The 18143-nt window shown below is 70.7% G+C and carries 16 protein-coding genes; 4 read left to right on the top strand and 12 right to left on the bottom strand.

The features are described 5' to 3' along the window. Positions 1 to 45 precede the first annotated feature (45 nt). Positions 46 to 447, top strand: a complete 402-nt coding sequence (locus FHY03_RS10545; RefSeq protein ID WP_183922485.1) for a response regulator — start codon at positions 46 to 48, stop codon at positions 445 to 447. Here the strand turns inward: FHY03_RS10545 and FHY03_RS10550 are convergent. From FHY03_RS10550 to FHY03_RS10565, 4 genes are all read right to left on the bottom strand, one after another. Continuing rightward, entirely contained in the window at positions 425 to 1906 is a 1482-nt protein-coding gene (locus FHY03_RS10550; RefSeq protein ID WP_311721625.1) for a PAS domain-containing protein, read from the bottom strand. The genes FHY03_RS10545 and FHY03_RS10550 overlap by 23 nt on opposite strands. A 481-nt stretch (positions 1907 to 2387) precedes the next feature. After that, the gene (locus FHY03_RS10555) at positions 2388 to 4322 is read right to left on the bottom strand and encodes a glycoside hydrolase family 127 protein (protein ID WP_183930666.1); all 1935 of its coding nucleotides are present in this window, start codon (positions 4320 to 4322) and stop codon (positions 2388 to 2390) included. A gap of 93 nt (positions 4323 to 4415) precedes the next feature. Continuing rightward, the gene (locus tag FHY03_RS10560) at positions 4416 to 6083 is read right to left on the bottom strand and encodes a carboxylesterase/lipase family protein (protein ID WP_183930668.1); all 1668 of its coding nucleotides are present in this window, start codon (positions 6081 to 6083) and stop codon (positions 4416 to 4418) included. Positions 6084 to 6312: 229 nt separating this feature from the next. Further along, entirely contained in the window at positions 6313 to 6861 is a 549-nt protein-coding gene (locus FHY03_RS10565) for an FxDxF family PEP-CTERM protein (protein WP_311721363.1), read from the bottom strand. A gap of 249 nt (positions 6862 to 7110) precedes the next feature. Between FHY03_RS10565 and FHY03_RS10570 the strand changes: the two genes are divergently transcribed. Then, positions 7111 to 8175: a spore photoproduct lyase family protein gene (locus FHY03_RS10570; protein ID WP_183930670.1), complete on the top strand. Its 1065-nt coding sequence runs from the start codon at positions 7111 to 7113 to the stop codon at positions 8173 to 8175. A gap of 231 nt (positions 8176 to 8406) precedes the next feature. On the opposite strand, the gene FHY03_RS10575 is transcribed toward FHY03_RS10570, so the two are convergent. From FHY03_RS10575 to FHY03_RS10605, 7 genes are all read right to left on the bottom strand, one after another. Then, positions 8407 to 8988: a DUF4142 domain-containing protein gene (locus FHY03_RS10575; protein WP_183922475.1), complete on the bottom strand. Its 582-nt coding sequence runs from the start codon at positions 8986 to 8988 to the stop codon at positions 8407 to 8409. Between the two features lie 182 nt (positions 8989 to 9170). Further along, positions 9171 to 9752 carry a single-stranded DNA-binding protein gene (gene ssb / locus FHY03_RS10580; protein WP_183930672.1) on the bottom strand — a complete coding sequence of 194 codons (582 nt, stop codon included), beginning with the start codon at positions 9750 to 9752 and terminating at the stop codon, positions 9171 to 9173. A 109-nt stretch (positions 9753 to 9861) separates the two neighbouring features. Next, entirely contained in the window at positions 9862 to 11733 is a 1872-nt protein-coding gene (locus FHY03_RS10585; protein ID WP_183930674.1) for a ferrous iron transporter B, read from the bottom strand. Positions 11734 to 11746: 13 nt separating this feature from the next. Then, entirely contained in the window at positions 11747 to 12052 is a 306-nt protein-coding gene (locus FHY03_RS10590; protein ID WP_311721364.1) for a FeoA family protein, read from the bottom strand. Positions 12053 to 12117: 65 nt separating this feature from the next. After that, on the bottom strand, positions 12118 to 12795 hold the full coding sequence (locus FHY03_RS10595) for a COQ9 family protein (RefSeq protein ID WP_183930676.1): 678 nt from the start codon (positions 12793 to 12795) through the stop codon (positions 12118 to 12120). Continuing rightward, positions 12795 to 13769 (bottom strand): DMT family transporter, encoded by a 975-nt coding sequence (locus FHY03_RS10600; RefSeq protein ID WP_183930678.1) that lies wholly within the window; start codon positions 13767 to 13769, stop codon positions 12795 to 12797. The genes FHY03_RS10595 and FHY03_RS10600 overlap by 1 nt, the downstream gene beginning before the upstream one ends. A gap of 88 nt (positions 13770 to 13857) precedes the next feature. Next, entirely contained in the window at positions 13858 to 14532 is a 675-nt protein-coding gene (locus FHY03_RS10605; RefSeq protein ID WP_183930680.1) for a hypothetical protein, read from the bottom strand. 214 nt (positions 14533 to 14746) lie between these two features. On the opposite strand from FHY03_RS10605, the gene FHY03_RS10610 reads away from it, so the two are divergent. Together FHY03_RS10610 and FHY03_RS10615 are read left to right on the top strand one after the other, a co-directional pair. Continuing rightward, positions 14747 to 15757: a histone deacetylase family protein gene (locus FHY03_RS10610; RefSeq protein ID WP_183922456.1), complete on the top strand. Its 1011-nt coding sequence runs from the start codon at positions 14747 to 14749 to the stop codon at positions 15755 to 15757. A 22-nt stretch (positions 15758 to 15779) separates the two neighbouring features. After that, positions 15780 to 17144, top strand: a complete 1365-nt coding sequence (locus FHY03_RS10615; protein ID WP_311721365.1) for a sugar porter family MFS transporter — start codon at positions 15780 to 15782, stop codon at positions 17142 to 17144. Positions 17145 to 17164: 20 nt separating this feature from the next. On the opposite strand, the gene FHY03_RS10620 is transcribed toward FHY03_RS10615, so the two are convergent. Further along, the gene (locus FHY03_RS10620; protein ID WP_183930684.1) at positions 17165 to 18100 is read right to left on the bottom strand and encodes a ribose-phosphate pyrophosphokinase; all 936 of its coding nucleotides are present in this window, start codon (positions 18098 to 18100) and stop codon (positions 17165 to 17167) included. Positions 18101 to 18143 lie beyond the last annotated feature (43 nt).

Raw genomic sequence — 18143 nt, forward strand, 5'->3', positions numbered from 1 at the left:
TCGGGGTTAACCCGAGCCAACCAGCGGAGTCATCGAAGCGACGTCATGCCCCAGACCGCGCTCATCGTGGAGGACGAGATCTTCGTCGCGCTCGACCTCGAGCGGATCCTCGAGGACGCGGGATTCGTCGTCGCCGCGATCGCGGCGGATGCGGAGAGCGCCTATCGCGCCGCGCCGGGCTGTCAGTTCGCCTTCGTCGACGTCAATCTGCGCGATGGCGCGACCGGTCCCGTGATCGCCGAGCGGATCGCGCGCGAGCACGGCGTCAAGGTGGTGTTCGTCACCGCCAACCCCGGCCAGATCACCGACCCCGGCAGCGCGCTCGGCTATATACGCAAACCCTTCAACGATGAGGCGATCCTCAGCGCGGCGCTGACCGCGACCGAGATGGCGCCGGTCGATGCCGCGACGCCGCCCGAGTTCGTCAGGTGGCCGCGGCGCGGCTGAACGCGGGCAGCGGCACCATCACCACCAGCTCCAGCCCGTCCGGATGCCAGGTGCGCGTCACCGCGCCGCCGAGCTGACGCACCGCGCTGAGCTCGATCAGCTGGCTGCCGAAGCCGCCGCCCGGCGGGGGGAAGTCGAGGATTGGACCGTCGCGCTCGCGCCAGTCGAGCCGCACCGTGCCGTCGCGGCGCGCCACCGCGAGGTCGATGCGGCCGTGCTCAGCCGACAGCGCACCATATTTGCTCGCGTTGGTGGCGAGCTCGTGGAACAGCAGCGCCAGCGGCGTGGCGGCGCGATCGTCGACCGCGACGTCGTCGCCGCTGATCGTGATCCGCTCGCCCGGCGCGCGCTGATAGGGCGCGAACAGCTCGGTGAGCAGGCCGTGGAGGCTGTCCTGCGCGAGATGCGGTCGCGACTCGTTGCTGTGCGGGCGGACGAAATCATGCGCGCGGCCCAGCGCAATGATGCGCTGGCGCAGGTCGTTGGCGACGGTCGCCAGCTCGGGATGCGCACGCGCGGCGAAGTGGATCAGCCCCGAGATCACCGAGAAGATGTTCTTGATTCGGTGGCTCAGCTCCTGGCTCACCACCTCACGCTCCTCGAGCGCCAGCTTCTGCTCGTGAATGTCGGTGCAGGTGCCGAACCAGCGCGTGATCGCGCCGTGGCGGTCGCGGATCGGCAGCGCGCGGCCGAGCACCCAGCGGTAGGTGCCGTCGGCGTAACGCAGCCGATACTCGATCTGATAAGCCTCGCCGGTCTCGAGCGAGTGGCGCCACACCGCCCAGGCGCGCGCCTGGTCGTCGGGGTGGAACATGCCGTTCCATTCGTCGCCGTCCGTCGTGCCCTCGGGCATGCCGGTGAACTCGTACCAGCGCGCGTTGTAATAATCGTGATAGCCGTCGGGCAGCGTCGACCACACCATCTGCGGCATCGTGTCTGCCAGCGTGCGGAAGCGCGTCTCGCTCTCGGCGGCGGCGCGTCGTGCCTCGCCCGCGGCCTCGCGCCACGCCGCGTCGTCGCGTGAGCCGCGCAGCCGCGCCATGACATTGGCGGCGAGCACGCGCAGACCGTCGCGCTGCAACGCCGTCAGCCCGTCCGGGCGCGGCACCATGTCGAGCACGCACAGCGCGCCGAGCGGGACGCCGTCGTCCGCCACCAGCGGCATCCCGGCGTAGAAGCGCACGCCGGGGTCGCGCAGCAAGGGGTTGCCGAGGAAGCGCTCGTCCGCGGTCAGATCGGGGAAGACGGTCACGTCCTCCTCCCACATCGCGTGCGCGCAGAAGGACTCGGAGCGCTTGGTCCCCTCCATGTCGGTACCGGTTGACGCGAGGAAGGTCTGGTCGGCCTCCTCGATCAGCGTGATCAGCGCCACCGGTGCGGCGCACAGCTGTGCGGCGAAGTCGGTGATCTGGCGCAGCGCGGCCGAGCGCCGCAGCGAAGCGAGATGGAGCGAGTCGATCGTGGCGCGGCGCCGCGCCTCGTCGATCCGCCAGCCGCGCGTGGCGAGCCCGGCCCCCCCGGGCTCGATCGCGCCGCCAGGCGACGAGTCCACGCTTTGCTGGCTCACGACGCTCGCACCTAGACCGACGAACTGCGGTGAAGGACGGAAATGTCGCCGATTTCTGCTGTTAGATCATAGAGATAAAGCATCGGCTTGGTCACAATCTTAGAGATTATCTGTCACGCTAGCACGCCGGAAAACACCTATCGAGCGTTCCGCGGGTGACAACCATTCTCTTCAACGCTCGTTGCGGAAAAACGCCGCAGCCGTCGATATTGTACGGCGCCTGGTCTGTATTGCCCGAGCTGCCGCGTTTCAGTCCGAAGCGGCTGGATTCGTCGCCGACCCTGACCTGAGACCGACGGAAAAACATCCGCTGAGCCCGCGCGAGCGTCGCGAGGCGCGCGACGGCGCCCCCGCGTCGGCGGGGACGGAAGCGCTACGTCGGGTCACTCAGCTGCCAGTACGTCGCGTAACGCTCGTGCGCGATGCGGTGATAGGGGATGAGGCGGACCTCGCGACGATCCGCCGACGTGATGGTGAACTCCAGCGGAGTCCCCGTGGGCCGCACTGCCCGGGCGAGCGACGTGGCGTCGCCGGCGAGCGTCGGTGCGGTGAACGGGGCATCGTTGTAGCTGCCGTAGCGGCGCTCGTTGACCACGATGTCGGCGCCCGGGGCGAGACCGTCGCTTCCCAGCGCGCCCGCCATTACCAGCGGCCCGTACAGGATCGCGGCGATGCCCGGCGCCGCCGGCGCCTCCTCCACCGTCACGTCCATCGCGAGGCGTAGCTCGACGCGGTCGCCGTCGCGCCAGGTCCGCGTCAGCGCGAGATAGCGCCCCGGCGCGCGCGAGCGCATGACCTCGCGCCCGTTCACCCGCACGGTCGCCTCGCGGCTCCAGCGCGGGTGGCGCAGCTGGAGCGTCAGCTCGGTCGGGGCCGCGAGCGTCCAGCGCAGCGCGGTGCCGGGCTGCTCCGGGAAGCTGGTGGTCTGGGTCAGCGTCGCCTGCCGCTCGGTCCAGCGCACGGCGGAGGGGATGAAGAGGTTCACGTAGAGCGAGCGATCGTCGTGGAAGTAGATCGAGTCGCGGTATTTGACGTGGTTCTCCATGCCCGTGCCGGTGCAGCACCAGAAGGAAGCCTCGGGCGTGTGGTACAATTTCATATAGCCGGGGCGGGCGCCCTGGAAATAGGTCGCCATGCCGCTGTCCGGGTCCTGCGAGGCGAGGATGCCGTTGTACAGCACGCGCTCGTAGAAGTCGGCGTAATCGGCGCTGGGCTCCTGGAGGAACAGCGCGCGCGTCAGCCGCAGCATGTTGTGCTGGCAGCACGTCTCCGATCCCTTGGCGGAGAAGACGTGCTCGGCGAAGGCGGCCATAGGAAAGAAATGCTCGTTGTCGCCGTGCCCCCCGGTCGCGAACGAGCGCGTGTGCGCGACCGTGCGCCAGAAGAAGGCGGCGGCGTCGCGGTAGCGCGTCTCGCCGGTGGCGGCATAGACACGCTCGAAGCCGATGACCTTGGGGATCTGCGTGTTGGCGTGGAGCCCGTCGAGGTGATCGCGCTGGCGCGCCAGCGGCTCCAGGATCGCCTTGTGCGAGAAGCGCTGCGCCAGGGTGCGGTAATCGGCGTTGCCGGTCATCAGATAGAGGTCGGCGAAGATCTCGTTCATGCCGCCATGCTCGGTCTCGAGCATGGCCTCGAACTGCTGGTCCGACAGCGGACGCGTCGCCACCACCGCCCAGTCGGCGAACCGGATCAGCACCGCGCGGGCGCGCTGGCTGTCCGCCAGCAGCGCCGCGTCGCGCAGCCCGGCGAAGATCTTGTGCAGCGTGTACCAGGGCACGCCCGTGATCGGCTCGCCGCGCAGGTGCGCCGCCACGAGCGCCGGCCCCTTGGGGAAGGCGCAGACCAGGCCGCTGTCCGAGGCTCGCTGGCAGGCGGCGAGCTCGTCCGCGATATAGTCGACCCGCTCGCGAAAGCGCGCGTCACCGGTCGAGCGCCACGCCAGCGCGCAGGCGGTGAGATAATGGCCGAGCGTGTGGCCGTGGCAGTTGATGTCGGCCCAGGTCGGCTCGGACTCCCACCCGCCGTAGACCGGTGCCTTCGCCGCCAGCCCGGCGTTCACGCGAAAATTGTGGAGCAGCCGGTCGGGTTCGAGCCGCAGCAGATAGGCCTCGGTCATCCGTTGCGCGTGGAGGAAGGGACCGTCCGCGAGATCGACGTCGCGCAGGTCAAAGGCACGAAGCCGGTCCGGGACGGCCGCCGCGAGCGGCGCCGCGTCGGCATCGAGGGCGGGTACCGCCAGCGGCAGCACCGCCGCACTAGTGAGGAAGTGGCGTCGCGAGAGCGCGCGCGTGGTTCTGACGTCGATCATCCTAGCGCTCCGTCCTGCCGCTCGTTCGCGAATACCGCCCCACGATCACCCTCGTCGCACGAAGGCGTCCGTGACGTCCATCTGCCCTGTCGCTCAGGCGAGCAGCACCCGGCGCACGTCGCCGTCCGGATCGTCCGCCATGCGGCAGTGATCGTCGAGGATCATGGTCTGGCAGCGGTTCGGGTCGGTCGCCTCCCAGGCCAGGCCGGGCTGGCTGGGGTTGCCCGTGCGGGCGAACTGCGCCCAGGCCGTCGCGGTCCGGCGCGCCAGCGCGCGGGCGGCCGGCGTGTTGCCGGTCCCCTGATCGCACAGCGCGGTGTTGTCGAAGCAGAAGGCGAGCTCGGCGGTGTGCCAGGCGCCGCACTGGCCGTCGAGCTGGGGCGACTGCCAGGTGAACCAATATTGGTAGGCGGGCGCACCGCCCGCGTCGTGGCGCAGCTTGACCATGCGCTGCACGTTGTTGCGCTGCGCGTAGCCGCCCACGCCGTAGGAGAGCGTCCGGATGCTCTTGTTCGGCTGCGCGCGCCTCATCGCGGCGATCAGCGCGTCCGCCTTTCCGGCGCCGAGATCCTTCGCAAGCGACGCGCGCCACTCCGCCTCGCTGGGGTTGGAGCTGTACGACATGCCCTCCTCGCTGACCGAGCCGATCAGCAGCGGCACGTCGCGCGCCTGCTCCGGCGCGGCGTCGTGGAACGAGCGCAGCGTGACCGTCGCCTCGTCGAGCGTCGGGCCCCAGCCCACGCGCGGCGGCGCACCCGGACCCATGGCGAACCAGAACGAGCGACGCATCGGGCCGTTGATCTCGCCCGCCACCTTGTTGCTCGCGTCGAACAGGCGTTGCCACGGCATCGCTTGCAACGCCGCGAGGTCGCGCGGGCCGACGCCCAGCTCCTTCACCACGCGCCGGGCGTAGTCGCGCGACTGGTCGCGGCCGGGAATGTTGCCGCCGCCGCCCGACTGGATCGCGGCGCGGTGGACCATGCCGCGGGTCGAGGGCATGCCGAGCAGCGTGGTGACCTTCGATCCGCCGCCGGACTGGCCGTAGATCATCACCTTGTCGGGATCGCCGCCGAAGCCGGCGATGTTCTCCTGCACCCAGCGCAGCGCGGCGACGCAGTCGGTCATGCCGACGTTGACCGACCCCTCGTACGCGCTGCCGCCGACCTCGGTCATGTCGAGGAAGCCGAGCACGTTGAGCCGGTGATTGATCGACACCTGCACCACGTCGTGATGGCGTGCCATCTGCGCGCCGTCGTGCGAGGCGAGCTCGTAGGAGGAACCGAAGCTGAAGCCGCCGCCGTGGAAATAGACCATCACCGGTCGGCTGCCGCTCAGCGACGGCGTCCAGACGTTGAGCTTGAGCATGTCCTCGCCCTGGAAGCCGTCGGTCCATTGCTGCAGGAAGGTATGCTCCTTGGCGCGGAAGCTGTGCGGCGTCTGGGGGCAGTTGGCACCGTAGGCGAGCGCGGGATAGGCGTGCTGCCACGGCGTCGGCGGCTTGGCCGGCAGCCAGCGATTGCCGCCGCCGGTGTCGTCGCCATACGGGATGCCCTTGAAGACCAGCACGTCGTCGGAGACGTAGCCGCGCACCGGGCCATAGCGCGTGCGCGCGATCGCGCTCCGCGGCGTGGTACAGCGGGCGGCAACGGCATCGTCCCGCCGCGGCGTCGCGGCCTCCGCGCGGACGGAAAGGGCGGCACCGGCGGCCGCCCCGCCCAGCAGCGCCGCGCGCCGGTCCATCGTGACACGTGGTAGCGTCATCTCCGCTTCTCTCCTGGCCGCCATCCGACGTGGTGGTATCGTTACCATCAGCCTGCGGAAGCGGCGGCGTGCCGTCAAGTGGTGGCGGAGACGGAGTGGAACGATCCCGGCCGACGACCCGCCTGGGCGACGTGTCGCCCGCAACCGAGCCGCCGAAACGACGAGGGGGAGGGGCGCCGTCGAAGCGCCCCTCCCCCGAGCAGGTCGATGAGTGGCGGAAGCCGCTCGATCAGACGGCCTGACGCGGGCGGAAGGTCACGCGGCGGCGGCGCATCGCGTAGCCGACCACGCCGAAGCCCATGATCATCATCGCCCAGGTGGCGGGCTCAGGTACCGCCGAGCTCAGCGGCGCGAACGTCGCCTGGCCGCCATAGGCACCGTTGCCGCGCGAGATGCCGTTGACGACGAGGCGGTTCAGCTCACCCGCGACGATCGGCACGTTGTTGACGAAGGCGACCTCGAAGGCGCCGCCGGCGGTGCGCGTGATCTCGGCGGCGACGCCGTTGATGAACACCGAGGTAAAATCGACGTCGCTGACCGAGCCGAGGTCGGTCACGCTGGTCGTCACCGTGCCGCTGCCCAGGCCGTCGGTCGGCAAGGTGAAGGTGAAGGTGTCGGTGAACGCCCCCGCGCGGATGCCGCGGTTGAAGAAGGCGCCCGAGAAGGAGCCGCCGGCGCCCGGAGTCGCCTTGAAGTTGCGCGAGCCCACCGGGAAGGTGGCGGCGGTGGCCGACGAGGCCGCACCGGTCGAGGCGGCTGCCACCAGGGCGATAGCCACGAGATTCTTCATACGGATTCCTCTTACGTCACGTCAGCAGGACGCGGCGCTCGGCCGCGGAGCGGCGTCCCTGCCAGTCGCCTCGCGAAAGGTTAACTAAATAATAACTTATGTCGCTTCTTTCTGCGCCACTGCGGCTTCAAAAGCACGGTCGCGATCGCCTCGGGTCCGCCGGCGTGATCGCGTGATGCGTGTCTCACCGCGGGCGAGGCGCATGGTGCGGGCGCGACGGCACCCCATATCGCCCGCATGGCACTGCCCCGCACGCTCATCGACCCGAGGCTGATCTACCTGGAGCCGGCGGTGCGGGAGTTCGCGCGCGGGCGCGACGTGCTGGCCCGTTTCCCCGATGCCGAACAGATCGAGGTGCCGAGCCACTGGAAAATCGATGCGCTGTCCGATCCCGCGCTCGCGGAGGACTGGTTGCGGGTCAAGCGCGACGTCCTCGTGCTCGGCGTCAAGAAGGGCCTGTCGATGCGGCCGAACGGGCGTTCGGCGGACTTCATCGCGCCATCTTCGTCGAACGGCTGCGCGATGGCATGCGCCTATTGTTATGTCGGCCGCCGGAAGGGCTATGCCAATCCGATCAGCATCTTCGTCAACGTCGACGCGATCGCGCGGGCGATCGGGCGCCATGCCGCCAGGCTGGGCCCCAAGCCCGCCCCCGACAGCATCGACCCGGTCGACTGGGTCTATGATCTGGGCGAGAACGGCGACCTCTCGATCGACGCGTCACTGTCGGACAATGTGCGCGATCTCGTCGCCGCGTTCCGCGACATCCCCAACGCCAAGGGCTCGTTCGCGACCAAGTTCGTCAATCGCGACCTGCTCGACTACGACCCGCAGGGTCGCACCCGCGTGCGCTTCAGCCTGATGCCCGAGACGATCGCCAAGGTGGTCGACGTGCGCACGTCGGCGATGAGCGAGCGCATCGCCGCGATCAACGACTTCGTCGACGCGGGCTACGAGGTGCACGTCAACTTCTCCCCCGTGATCGTCCGCGAGGGGTGGGAAGCCGACTGGAAGGCGCTCTTCGCCGAGCTCGACGCCGCGCTCTCCCCGACGGCGCGGGCGCAGCTGAAGTGCGAGGTGATCTTCCTCACCCACAATGAGGGGCTGCACGACCTCAATCTGCTGTGGCACCCGCGCGCGGAGGAATGGCTCTGGCGACCCGACCTGCAGGAGCGCAAGTGGAGCCAGTCGGGGATGCGCAACCTGCGCTACAAGGCGGTTTGGAAGCGGCAGTGGCTCGATCGCTTCCTCGCCTGGCTGGGCGAAGCCCTGCCCTATTGCACGGTGCGCTACGCTTTCTGACCTCCCGTCGGGATGAGCGCAGGCGGCGTATAGACGTCTTCAACGTCAAGCGACGGCGCCGGGCGCCACCTCCCAAGGAGCGCGTCGCGCCGCAGGTCCTGGCGCGCTCCATCGGGGTCCGGGAGTGCGATCGCCGGAGCGCCGATCGCTCGGGAGGCGGCGGTGATCGCACGCGGCGCGGCCGAGCGGGCGCCCGGCGGCGACGCGGGGATCACCCGCGCGAGTCGTGACTTAGACCTTGAGCCCCTTGGCCATGTTGAGATGCGCGGTAACGGTCGGTACCAGATCCTGCGCGAACGTCTTGAGCGCGGGCACGTCACCCGAGGCGGCATAGGCCTTGAGCACGTCGAGCGTCTGCTGGTGCGCCGCCGACTGCGCCGCGGCATAGGCGCTGTCGAACGCGCTGCCCTTGGCGGCGCGCAGGCTCTCCACCGTCTGCTGCTGCTCGGCGCTGAGCGTCGCGACCGGCTGGATCGCGGGCGACAGTCCGGCGGTGACGGTCTTCAGCTTGGCGGTGGAGGCCTCGTGCGCGTCGATCATCGCCTTGGCGAAGCGCTTGACCGCCGGCGAGGAAGCGTTGGTGAGCGCCAGCCGCGAGGTCTCGATCTCGAACGCGTCGCTGGCGGCCGCGGTGTTGGCGAAGCTCTGACCGGCGGCGGCTGGCGCGGCAGCGGTCGGCGTGGCGGTCGCCATCCCGGTCGCGCCGAGGTCGCTGCCGTTCGCCGCGCCGGCCTGCGTCGTGTCGTTCCCGCGGCTGCATGCGCCGAGCGCCAGCACGGCGGTGGCGGCGAGTATCGTCGTACGAAGGCTCATCATGTCGGTCCTCTCCGAATCGTCTCGGCGTAAGCGCCTGCGCGCGCGCAACGTTCCGGAAACAGACCCGATCGCCGTTGCTTAACAGCGGTATCGTGGAGCCACGCCAACACCATCTCAGCAAGCCTCGCGGTCTGCCTCGGCACCGACGCCCCTGCTTCAGATCCTAGAGCGACCTCGCATCAGAAGGGCACGTCGTCGTCCAGGTCGTCTGCGAAGCCGCCCCCGAAGTTGCCACCGCCCCGGCTGCCGCTGCTACCGCTTCCGCCACCAGCGCCGGCACCGCCGCCCGCGCCGCCGCCGAAGCCACCACCGCCGCGCGAACCGCCGCGTCCGCCGCCGCCGCCGCCGCCGCCGAAGTCGTCACCGCCGCCGAAATCGTCGCGGGCACCGCCGCCACCGCCGCTACCCTGCGGCCCGTCGAGCATCGTCAGCACCGAGTTGAAGCCCTGCAGCACCACCTCGGTGGAATATTTGTCGTTGCCCTGCTGGTCCTGCCACTTACGCGTCTGCAGCTGGCCCTCGATATAGACCTTGCTGCCCTTGCGCAGGAAGCGCTCGGCGACGTTGGCGAGCCCCTCGTTGAAGATCGCGACCGAGTGCCACTCGGTCTTCTCCTTGCGCTCGCCGGTGTTGCGATCCTTCCACGATTCCGACGTGGCGATGCGGAGGTTCACCACCTTGCCGCCGTTCTGGAACGAGCGCGACTCGGGGTCGCGCCCGAGATTGCCGACGAGAATGACCTTGTTGACGCTGCCTGCCATCGAATCCTCTGCGCGCCGGTACCGCCGGCGCCTGCTGGTGAGTGCCGGCCACGCCGGCGTACCGCGGCGCCCCCGCCAGGAGCGGGTCGGCGACCGATGGCCTAGATAGTCACAGCCCCGCCGCCACCGCCAGCCAATAAGTGATCCCCGCCATCACATAGGCCGCCGCGAACAGATAGCCGATCATGAACAGCGGCCAGCGCCAGCCGTTGGTCTCGCGCCGCGTCACCGCGATCGTCGAGATGCATTGCGGCGCGAACACGAACCACATCAGGAAGGCGAGCGCGGTGGGCAGCGACCAGCGCCCGCGCAGATGATCGACGAGGCTCTTCGCGCCCGAGGCGTTTTCGGTATCGTCGATCGCATAAGCGGTGCCGATCGCCGCCACCGCGATCTCGCGCGCCGCCATCGTCGGGATCAGCGCCAGCGCGATGTCGTGATTGAAGCCGATCGGGCGGACGATCACTTCCAGCCCGCTCGCGATGCGACCGCCGATCGAATATTCGACCTGTTTCTGCCCCGCCGGCGCCTGCGGAAAGCTGAGCAGCGCCCACAGCACCACCGTGGTCAGCGCGATCGTGGTGCCCGCGCGCTTGAGGAAGATCTCGGTACGGCTCCACAGCCCCAGCCCGACGTCGCGCAGCCGCGGCATCTGATATTTGGGCATCTCCATCATGAAACCGGACGACTCGCCCTTGGTCACGGTGCGCCGCAGCAGCAGCGCCGCCACGAACGCGCCGACGATGCCGAGCAGGTAGAGCGCGAACAGCACCAGCCCCTGCAGCCCGACGAACGGCAGCACCTGCCGCGCCGGGATGAACGCACCGATGATGATCGTGTAGACCGGCAGCCGCGCCGAGCAGGTCATCAGCGGCGCGATCAGGATCGTGGTCAACCGGTCCTTCTCGTCCTCGATCGTGCGCGTCGCCATGATCCCGGGCACCGCGCAGGCGAAGCTGGAGAGCAACGGGATGAAGGCGCGTCCGGAGAGGCCCACCTGCGCCATCAGCCGGTCCATCAGGAAGGCGGCGCGGACCATATAGCCGCTCGCCTCCAGCACCAGGATGAAGAGGAACAGGATCAGGATCTGCGGCAGGAACACCACCACCGCGCCCACCCCCGCGATCACGCCGTCGGTCAGCAGCGAGCGCAGGAAGCCGTCGGGCAGCACGCCCTTCAACCACGCCTCCGCCGCGGCAAAAGCACCCTCGATCCAGCCGATCGGCGCCTCCGACCAGCTGAACACCGCCTGGAACATCACGAACAGCAGCGCGACCAGCAGCACCGGTCCGAACAGGGGATGGAGCGCGACCGAGTCGAGCATGTGGTTCCAGCGCCGCACCGGCGTCTCGCTCACCGTCGCGGCGGCGGCGATCGCGCGCGCGCGGCGCTGGAGCGTGACGATATCGTCGTCGACGCTGCCGTCCGAGGCGCGCAGCCGGCGCAGCCCCACCGCCGCGGGCGATCCGCCGACCAGCGCGGTGAGCTGACCGCGCAGCAGATCGATGCCGCGGCGCCGCACCGCGACGGTCGGCACCACCGGCACGCCGAGCTCGCGCTCGAGCACCGCGGGATCGAGCACCAGCCCGTCGCGCTCGGCAAGGTCGACCATGTTGAGCGCCACCACCACCGGCAGACCCAGCGCGATCAGCTGCATCGCGAAGCGCAGGTGGTTGTCGAGGTTGGAGGCGTCGATCACCACCAGCAGCGCGTCGGGCAGCCGCTCGCCCGCCTGCGCGCCGGTGACGACGTCGCGCGTCACGCGCTCGTCGGGCGATGCCGGGTCGAGGCTATAGGCGCCGGGCAGGTCGACCAATTCGACCGGGCGGCCGTCGTCGAGTGCGAGCCGGCCGGAGTGTCGCTCCACGGTGACGCCGGGGTAGTTGCCGACCTTCTGCCGCGCGCCCGTCAGCGCGTTGAACAGCGCGCTCTTGCCGGCATTGGGATTGCCGACCATCGCGACCAGCGGCGGGAGTTCCATCAGGAGCGGCGGGTCATTCCGCCGGCAGCGGATCGGGCGAGACGCTGATCGCGCGCGCCACGGCGCGGCGCAGCGCCACCGTCATCCGCCCGATACGGCAGGCGATCGGCCCGCCGCCCAGCCGCGAGCGGTGCAGCACCTCGATGGCGACGCCCTCGTCGAAGCCGAGCTCGCGCAGACGCCGCGCCTCGGGCGAGGCGAGCCGCGCCCACTCGATCGACCCCACCGTCGCCGACCGTCGACGCGGCAGCGTCTCGAGCGTGAGCGAGTCGGCCGCGTGGTGAGCGGCGGCATGGCGGGGGGAGCGGATCGCGGTCACGGCCCCGGTATAGGGCGCATGCAACTGATTATCAATAAGCTGCGATGCCCTATCGCCGCGTCGGGTCAGACGACGGGGTAGCGCAGGCGACCGACGAACCGGCTCAGGCTGGGGCGGCGCATGGCGCGCTGCTGGAACGCCGCCTTGCTCTTCTCGAAGCGCATGATGCCGTCGATCCGTCGCGCCAGGAAGGCGCTGGTATCGGCGTGCGCCTCGCTCTCGTCGTCGAGGAAAACGGTCGTGGTCGCGGCATAGACCGCCAGCAGCATCGCGCGCTTGGTGTAATGATTGTAGTCGGTCGCGCGGTCGCCCGCGAGCCGCCACATGCGATCGACGCTGCGCCAGCCGAGTCGCGCCGCGCGCGCGACATTCTGCGGCAGCGCCAGCACCGCGCGCGCGCGTCGCAGCGCCTCGCGCTCGGGCGCCAGCACCGTCAGCCGCGCCTCGACCAGCGCGGTAACTCGCTCGCGGATCTTCATCGCGCCGAGCCGCTCGGGCGGCAGCGCGCGCGCCATCTCGGCGTCGACATGGTCGAACCAGGCGTCGATCATCGCGACCGGCCCGTCCGCGAAGGCGAGCCGCGCGACGTCGGCGTCGATGTCGTGGTTCTCGGCGGCGAGGTCGCGCGCGGCGTCGCCCCAGCCGTCGAAGGCGGCGTTGGCGGCGATCGCGGGGGCGAGCAGCGCGCGCACCTCGTCGAGCGTCAGGTCCTGCGGCGCGACCGCTGCGGCATCGTCACTCATCACGCTTCCTTCGTCACCGGGTTGCCCGCCGGCAACGTCTCCGCCGGTCTAGCACCCTCGCGCTCGCGCCGCACCAGCACCAACGCCGCCGCGATCATCGCCACGCCGACCAGGTCGGGGCCGCCGAGCGTCTCGCCGAACCAGACCCAGCCCACCGCGGTGGCGACCATCGGCTGGATCAGCAGCGCCAGCCCGATCACCAGCGGCGCGGCGCGCCCCAGCGCGTAGATCATGCAGCCCTGGCCGATCACCTGGCTGACCAGTGCGACGCCCAGCAGCGGGGTCCAGTTCCCCGGTATGATCCGCTCACCCAGCGCGAGCGCGATCACCAGCAGCGGCAGCAGCGAGGCCGCCGACGAGAGCGCCAGCGCGGGCAGCGGCGCCATCGCGCGGCGCACGTCGGACATCAGGATGAAATAGATCGCGTAGAGCACCCCCGCGCAGACGCAGAGCAGGTCGCCGCCGAGTTGGCGCGGGTCGAGCTGGTAGGAGCGGCCCATCAGCAGCGCCGCGCCGGCAGCGGCGAGCAGCAGCGCCAGTCCCTGCCACCGCGTCGGCCAGGTCCGCGCCACCAGGAAGCCCCACAGCGGGAACAGGAAGGTCGCCGAGTTGCCGAGCAGGGTGGCGTTGGCCATGGTCGTCTGCAGGATGCCGGCATGCCAGGTGCCGAGATCGGCGGCGAAGGCCAGCCCGGCGAGCGCGAGCAGCCAGGTGCGCCGCGCCGGCGCGGACGTCGCGGGAGCGACCCCGCGCGTGCGCCGCGCCGCCACCAGCGCGGCGCCGCCGAGCAGCGGCAACGCCAGCGCCATGCGCCAGAAGGCGGCGGCGACCGGGCCGACGTCGGCGAGCCGGACGAACAGCGGCCCGAAGGCGAGCGCGCTGTTGGCGACCACCAGCGCGCCGAACGCCGCCGCGCCCGTCTCCGGGTGCGCGCGCGCCGCGGCGAGCGAGGTGGCGCTGGTCGGCTGGTCCATCGCGCGACCCTTAGGCCGCGTTCACGGCGCGGGAAAGCGCGGCGGTGACCCGCGCCACCCGGTCAGGCCGGGCGGCGCGGGGCGCGGCTCACTTCGCGGGCGCCACCGCGGCGACGGGCACGGCGGCGGCGACCGGTGCGGCCGCCGCGGCGGCGACGATCGGCGTAGCGGCCACCGGCGTCACCGCCAGCGGGGCCGGCGCCGCCGCGGCGAAGGCGAGCGGCACGTCCTCGTCGACGAAGCCCTTCACCGGTGTGCCGACCGCGAGATGCGCGCTGGTGCCGGTCATGAAGAAGCCCGCCGGCAGGAACACCAGCGCCGACACCGCCGTGGCCCCGATGCCCCCGGCGGTCCCCTTGTCGTCGAAGCCGCCCGACAGCCGCACCTGGCGACCGTTGACGGTGAGGTAGAGCAGCCGCGCCGCGAAATGGCCCGACTTGCCCCACATGCCCTTGTTGCGGACCTCCGTGAGCTCGCCGACCGCGGGCGTGCCCGCCGGCACGACGGTGGTGCCCTGCACCAGCAGCGGCTCCGCGGTCTCGAGGTGGACGCGCTGGCCGATCTTGAGCTTCTTGCCCTTGGTGGTGAGCTCCTCGGTGAGCTTCAGCGGCACCTCGGTGCCGGTGCGCAGCACCGCCTGCCCGGTTACCGGTGCGGCGATCGGCGCGACGGCCGCGGGCTGCGCCGGCGTAGCGACGGTCTGCGCGCCGGCGGCGCCGCCCACGAGCAACAGCGCCGCGGCCGCGGCGTATACATGAACCATGATGTGAACCCCCGTTTCGGCCCGCCCCCGCGGGCCGCGGCGGAACCTCGCCGAGCGCCCCGCCGCGGTCAAACGGGATCGCAACGGAAGTGGATCGGATCTGGGACATTCTCACGTCGACTTGACGAAGGCGCGGTGCCGGCGGCACGGCGTGGAGATCGTCCAGAGGTCGCGCGAGAGTCCGATTGACCGTCAGCCACGAACGCCCGCGCCGGTGAGGCGCTTCTACGCGCCGCAGCAGGCACTGCACGCGCCCGCGCTGGAACTGCACAATGGCGCCTTCACCGCCTACGCCGAGGTGCCAGAGCGCGCCGCGATGATCCTCGCTGCGATCGGCGGGGCGGAGGCGCCACCGGACCGCGGTCGCGCGCCGATCGCGGCGGTGCACGACGCCGCCTATCTTGACTTCCTCCGCGACGCGCCCGCGCTGTGGCGCGCGGCGGGGCGGCCGGGCGACGCGATCCCCTACGCCTTCCCGATCGTCGGCCGGCGCCCGCTGGCGCTGTCGCGGATCGACGCGCTGCTCGGCGCGCACGCCTTCGACGCGACCACGCCGATCACCGACCATACCTGGAACGCCGCCTACTGGAGCGCGCAGACCGCGCTCGCCGCGACCCAAGCGGTGCTCGACGGCGAGCGCGCCGCCTTCGCCTTGTGCCGCCCGCCCGGCCATCATGCCGGGCGCGACTATTGCGGCGGCTACTGCCACGTCAACGTCGCGGCGGTGGCGGCGCAGGCAGCGCGCGACGCGGGGCGCGCGCGGGTGGCGGTGCTCGACATCGACTATCACCACGGCAACGGCACGCAGGACATCTTCTACGCGCGCGGCGACGTCCTCTACGCCTCGGTCCACGCCGACCCGGCGAGCGACTATCCCTTCTACTGGGGCCATGCCGACGAGCGCGGTGAGGGCGAGGGGGCGGGCGCGACGCTCAACCTGCCGCTGCCGCGCGGCACCGTGCTGGCCGGGTTCCGCGCCGCGCAGGCGCAGGCACTCGAGGCGATCGCCGCCTTCGGCGCCGACTTCCTCGTGCTCAGCTTCGGCGCGGACACGTGGGAGGGCGACCCGATCAGCCACTTCCGCCTCACCACCTCGGACTATGCGGTCCTGGCGGGCGACATCGCCGCGACCGGGCTGCCGTGCGCGATCGTGATGGAAGGCGGCTATGCGGTGGAGGCGCTGGGTGCCAATGTCGCCAGGCTGCTGAGCGGGTTCGCGAGCTGAGAGAAGGACAGGACGGATGGCGGTGACGGCGATAGTCCCGGATCAATCGGGCGGCAGCGCGCCGCCGCTCAACGCCGGGCTGCTCGCCTGCATCGTCACCGCCGCGCTCGCGGGGCTGCTGTTCGGCTTCGACACCGCGGTGATCTCGGGCACGACCGTATCACTGACGCGCGCCTACGGGCTCGACAGCTTCTGGCTCGGCGTGACCGTCTCCTCCGCGCTGTGGGGCACGCTGATCGGCGCGCTGTTCGCGGGCATCCCGGGCGACCGCTTCGGCAGCCGCGACACGCTGCGCGTGCTCGCGCTCTTCTATGTCGCCGGGGGCATCGGCTGCGGGCTGGCGTGGAGCTGGGAATCGCTCGTCTTCTTCCGCGTGATCGCGGGGTTGGCGGTGGGCGGTTCGTCGGTGCTGGCGCCGGTCTATATCTCCGAGATCGCCCCGCCCGCGCGCCGGGGCGGGCTGGTCGCGGCGTTCCAGTTCAACATCATCCTCGGCATCCTGCTGGCGTATGTGTCGAACGCGATCATCGCCGCGCTGGCGCTGGGCGCGGACGACTGGCGCTGGAAGTTCGGCGTCTCGGCCGCGCCCGCGATCGTCTTCCTGCTGCTGCTGCTGCGCATCCCGCACTCGCCGCGCTGGCTGATGGCCAAGGGTCGCGTCGCCGAGGCGCGCGACGCGCTCGCCCGCGTCGGCATGGGCGAGGAGCAGGCCGAGAAGGAGCTGGCCGCGATCCACGCCGGCTTCGCCGCGAAGCCCAGCGGGGAGAAGCTGTCGTGGCGGCGTCACCGCAAGCCGATCATGCTGGCGCTGCTGGTGGCGGGCTTCAACCAGCTCTCGGGCATCAACGCCTTGCTCTATTATCTCAACGACATCTTCGCGGCCGCCGGGGGCGCGCTCTCGGCCGACGTCCAGGCGATCATCATCGGCGTCGTGAACGGCATCTTCACCGCGGTGGGCATGCTCCTGATCGACCGGCTCGGGCGCAAGACGCTGCTGATGGTCGGCTCGGCCGGCATGGCGGCCAGCCTCACCGTGGCGGGGCTGGCGCTCGGCGGGTCGCTGCCGGGCTGGATCGTGCTGCCCGCGCTGATCGGCTTCATCGCCTTCTTCGCGCCGAGCACGGGCGCGGTGATCTGGGTCTATATCAGCGAGGTCTTCCCCACCGCGGTGCGCGGGCGCGGCAGCGCGGTCGGCGCCTCGACGCACTGGGGGCTGGACGCGATCATCGCCGCCGCCTTCCCGACGGTGGCGGCTTTGTCGGTGAGCCTGCCCTTCTACGTGTTCGCGGCGATGATGCTGCTGCAGCTCGTCGTGGTGGCGCTCTACTTCCCCGAGACCAAGGGCGTGCCGCTCGAGGAAATGGAGCGGCGGCTGGGGATCGGCTGACGCCCGCGCCGTCGCGGGCCTCAGTCGAACAGGCTGCTGACGCTCGACTCGTCGGCGATGCGGCGGATCGCCTCGGCGAGCAGCGGCGCGATGGTGAGATGGCGGATCTTCGCCGCCCCGCCGATCGCCTCGTGGTTGCCGATCGAGTCGGTGATGACCAGCTCGTGCAGCGCCGAGCCCTCGACCCGCGCCACCGCGCCGCCCGAGAGCACGCCGTGGCTGACATAGGCGACCACGCCCTCCGCGCCCGCCTCGCGCAACGCGGCGGCGGCGTTGCAGAGCGTGCCGGCCGAGTCGACGATGTCGTCGATCAGCACGCAGAAGCGCCCCTCGACGTCGCCGATGATGTTCATGACCTCGGACTCGCCGGCGCGCTCGCGGCGCTTGTCGACGATCGCGAGCGGGGCGTTGTCGAGCCGCTTCGACAGCGCGCGCGCGCGCACCACGCCGCCGACGTCGGGCGAGACCACCATCAGGTTCTTCTCGCCGAAGCGCGCGCGAATGTCCTGCGACATCACCGGCGCGCCGAAGAGATTGTCGGTGGGGATGTCGAAGAAGCCCTGGATCTGCCCGGCGTGCAGGTCGACCGAGAGCACGCGGTCGGCGCCCGCGGTGGTCAGCAGGTTGGCGACCAGCTTGGCCGAGATCGGAGTGCGCGGCCCGGGCTTACGGTCCTGCCGCGCGTAGCCGAAATAGGGGAGCACGGCGGTGATCCGCTTGGCCGACGCGCGCTTCAGCGCGTCGATCATGATCAGCAGCTCCATCAGGTTGTCGTTGACCGGATAGCTGGTCGACTGGACAACGAAGACGTCCTCGCCGCGCACGTTCTCCATGATCTCGACGAAGATCTCCTCGTCGGCAAAGCGGCGCACCAGCGCCTCGGTCAGCGGCACCTCGAGATAGTCCGAGATCGCGCGCGCCAGCGGCAGGTTGGAATTGCCGGTCATCAATTTCATCGAGAACACCCTTTCGCGCCCGTTGCTCTAGGCTGGGGGGCTG

This window comes from Sphingomonas sp. BK345, from assembly GCF_014193845.1.
Lineage (GTDB): Bacteria > Pseudomonadota > Alphaproteobacteria > Sphingomonadales > Sphingomonadaceae > Sphingomonas.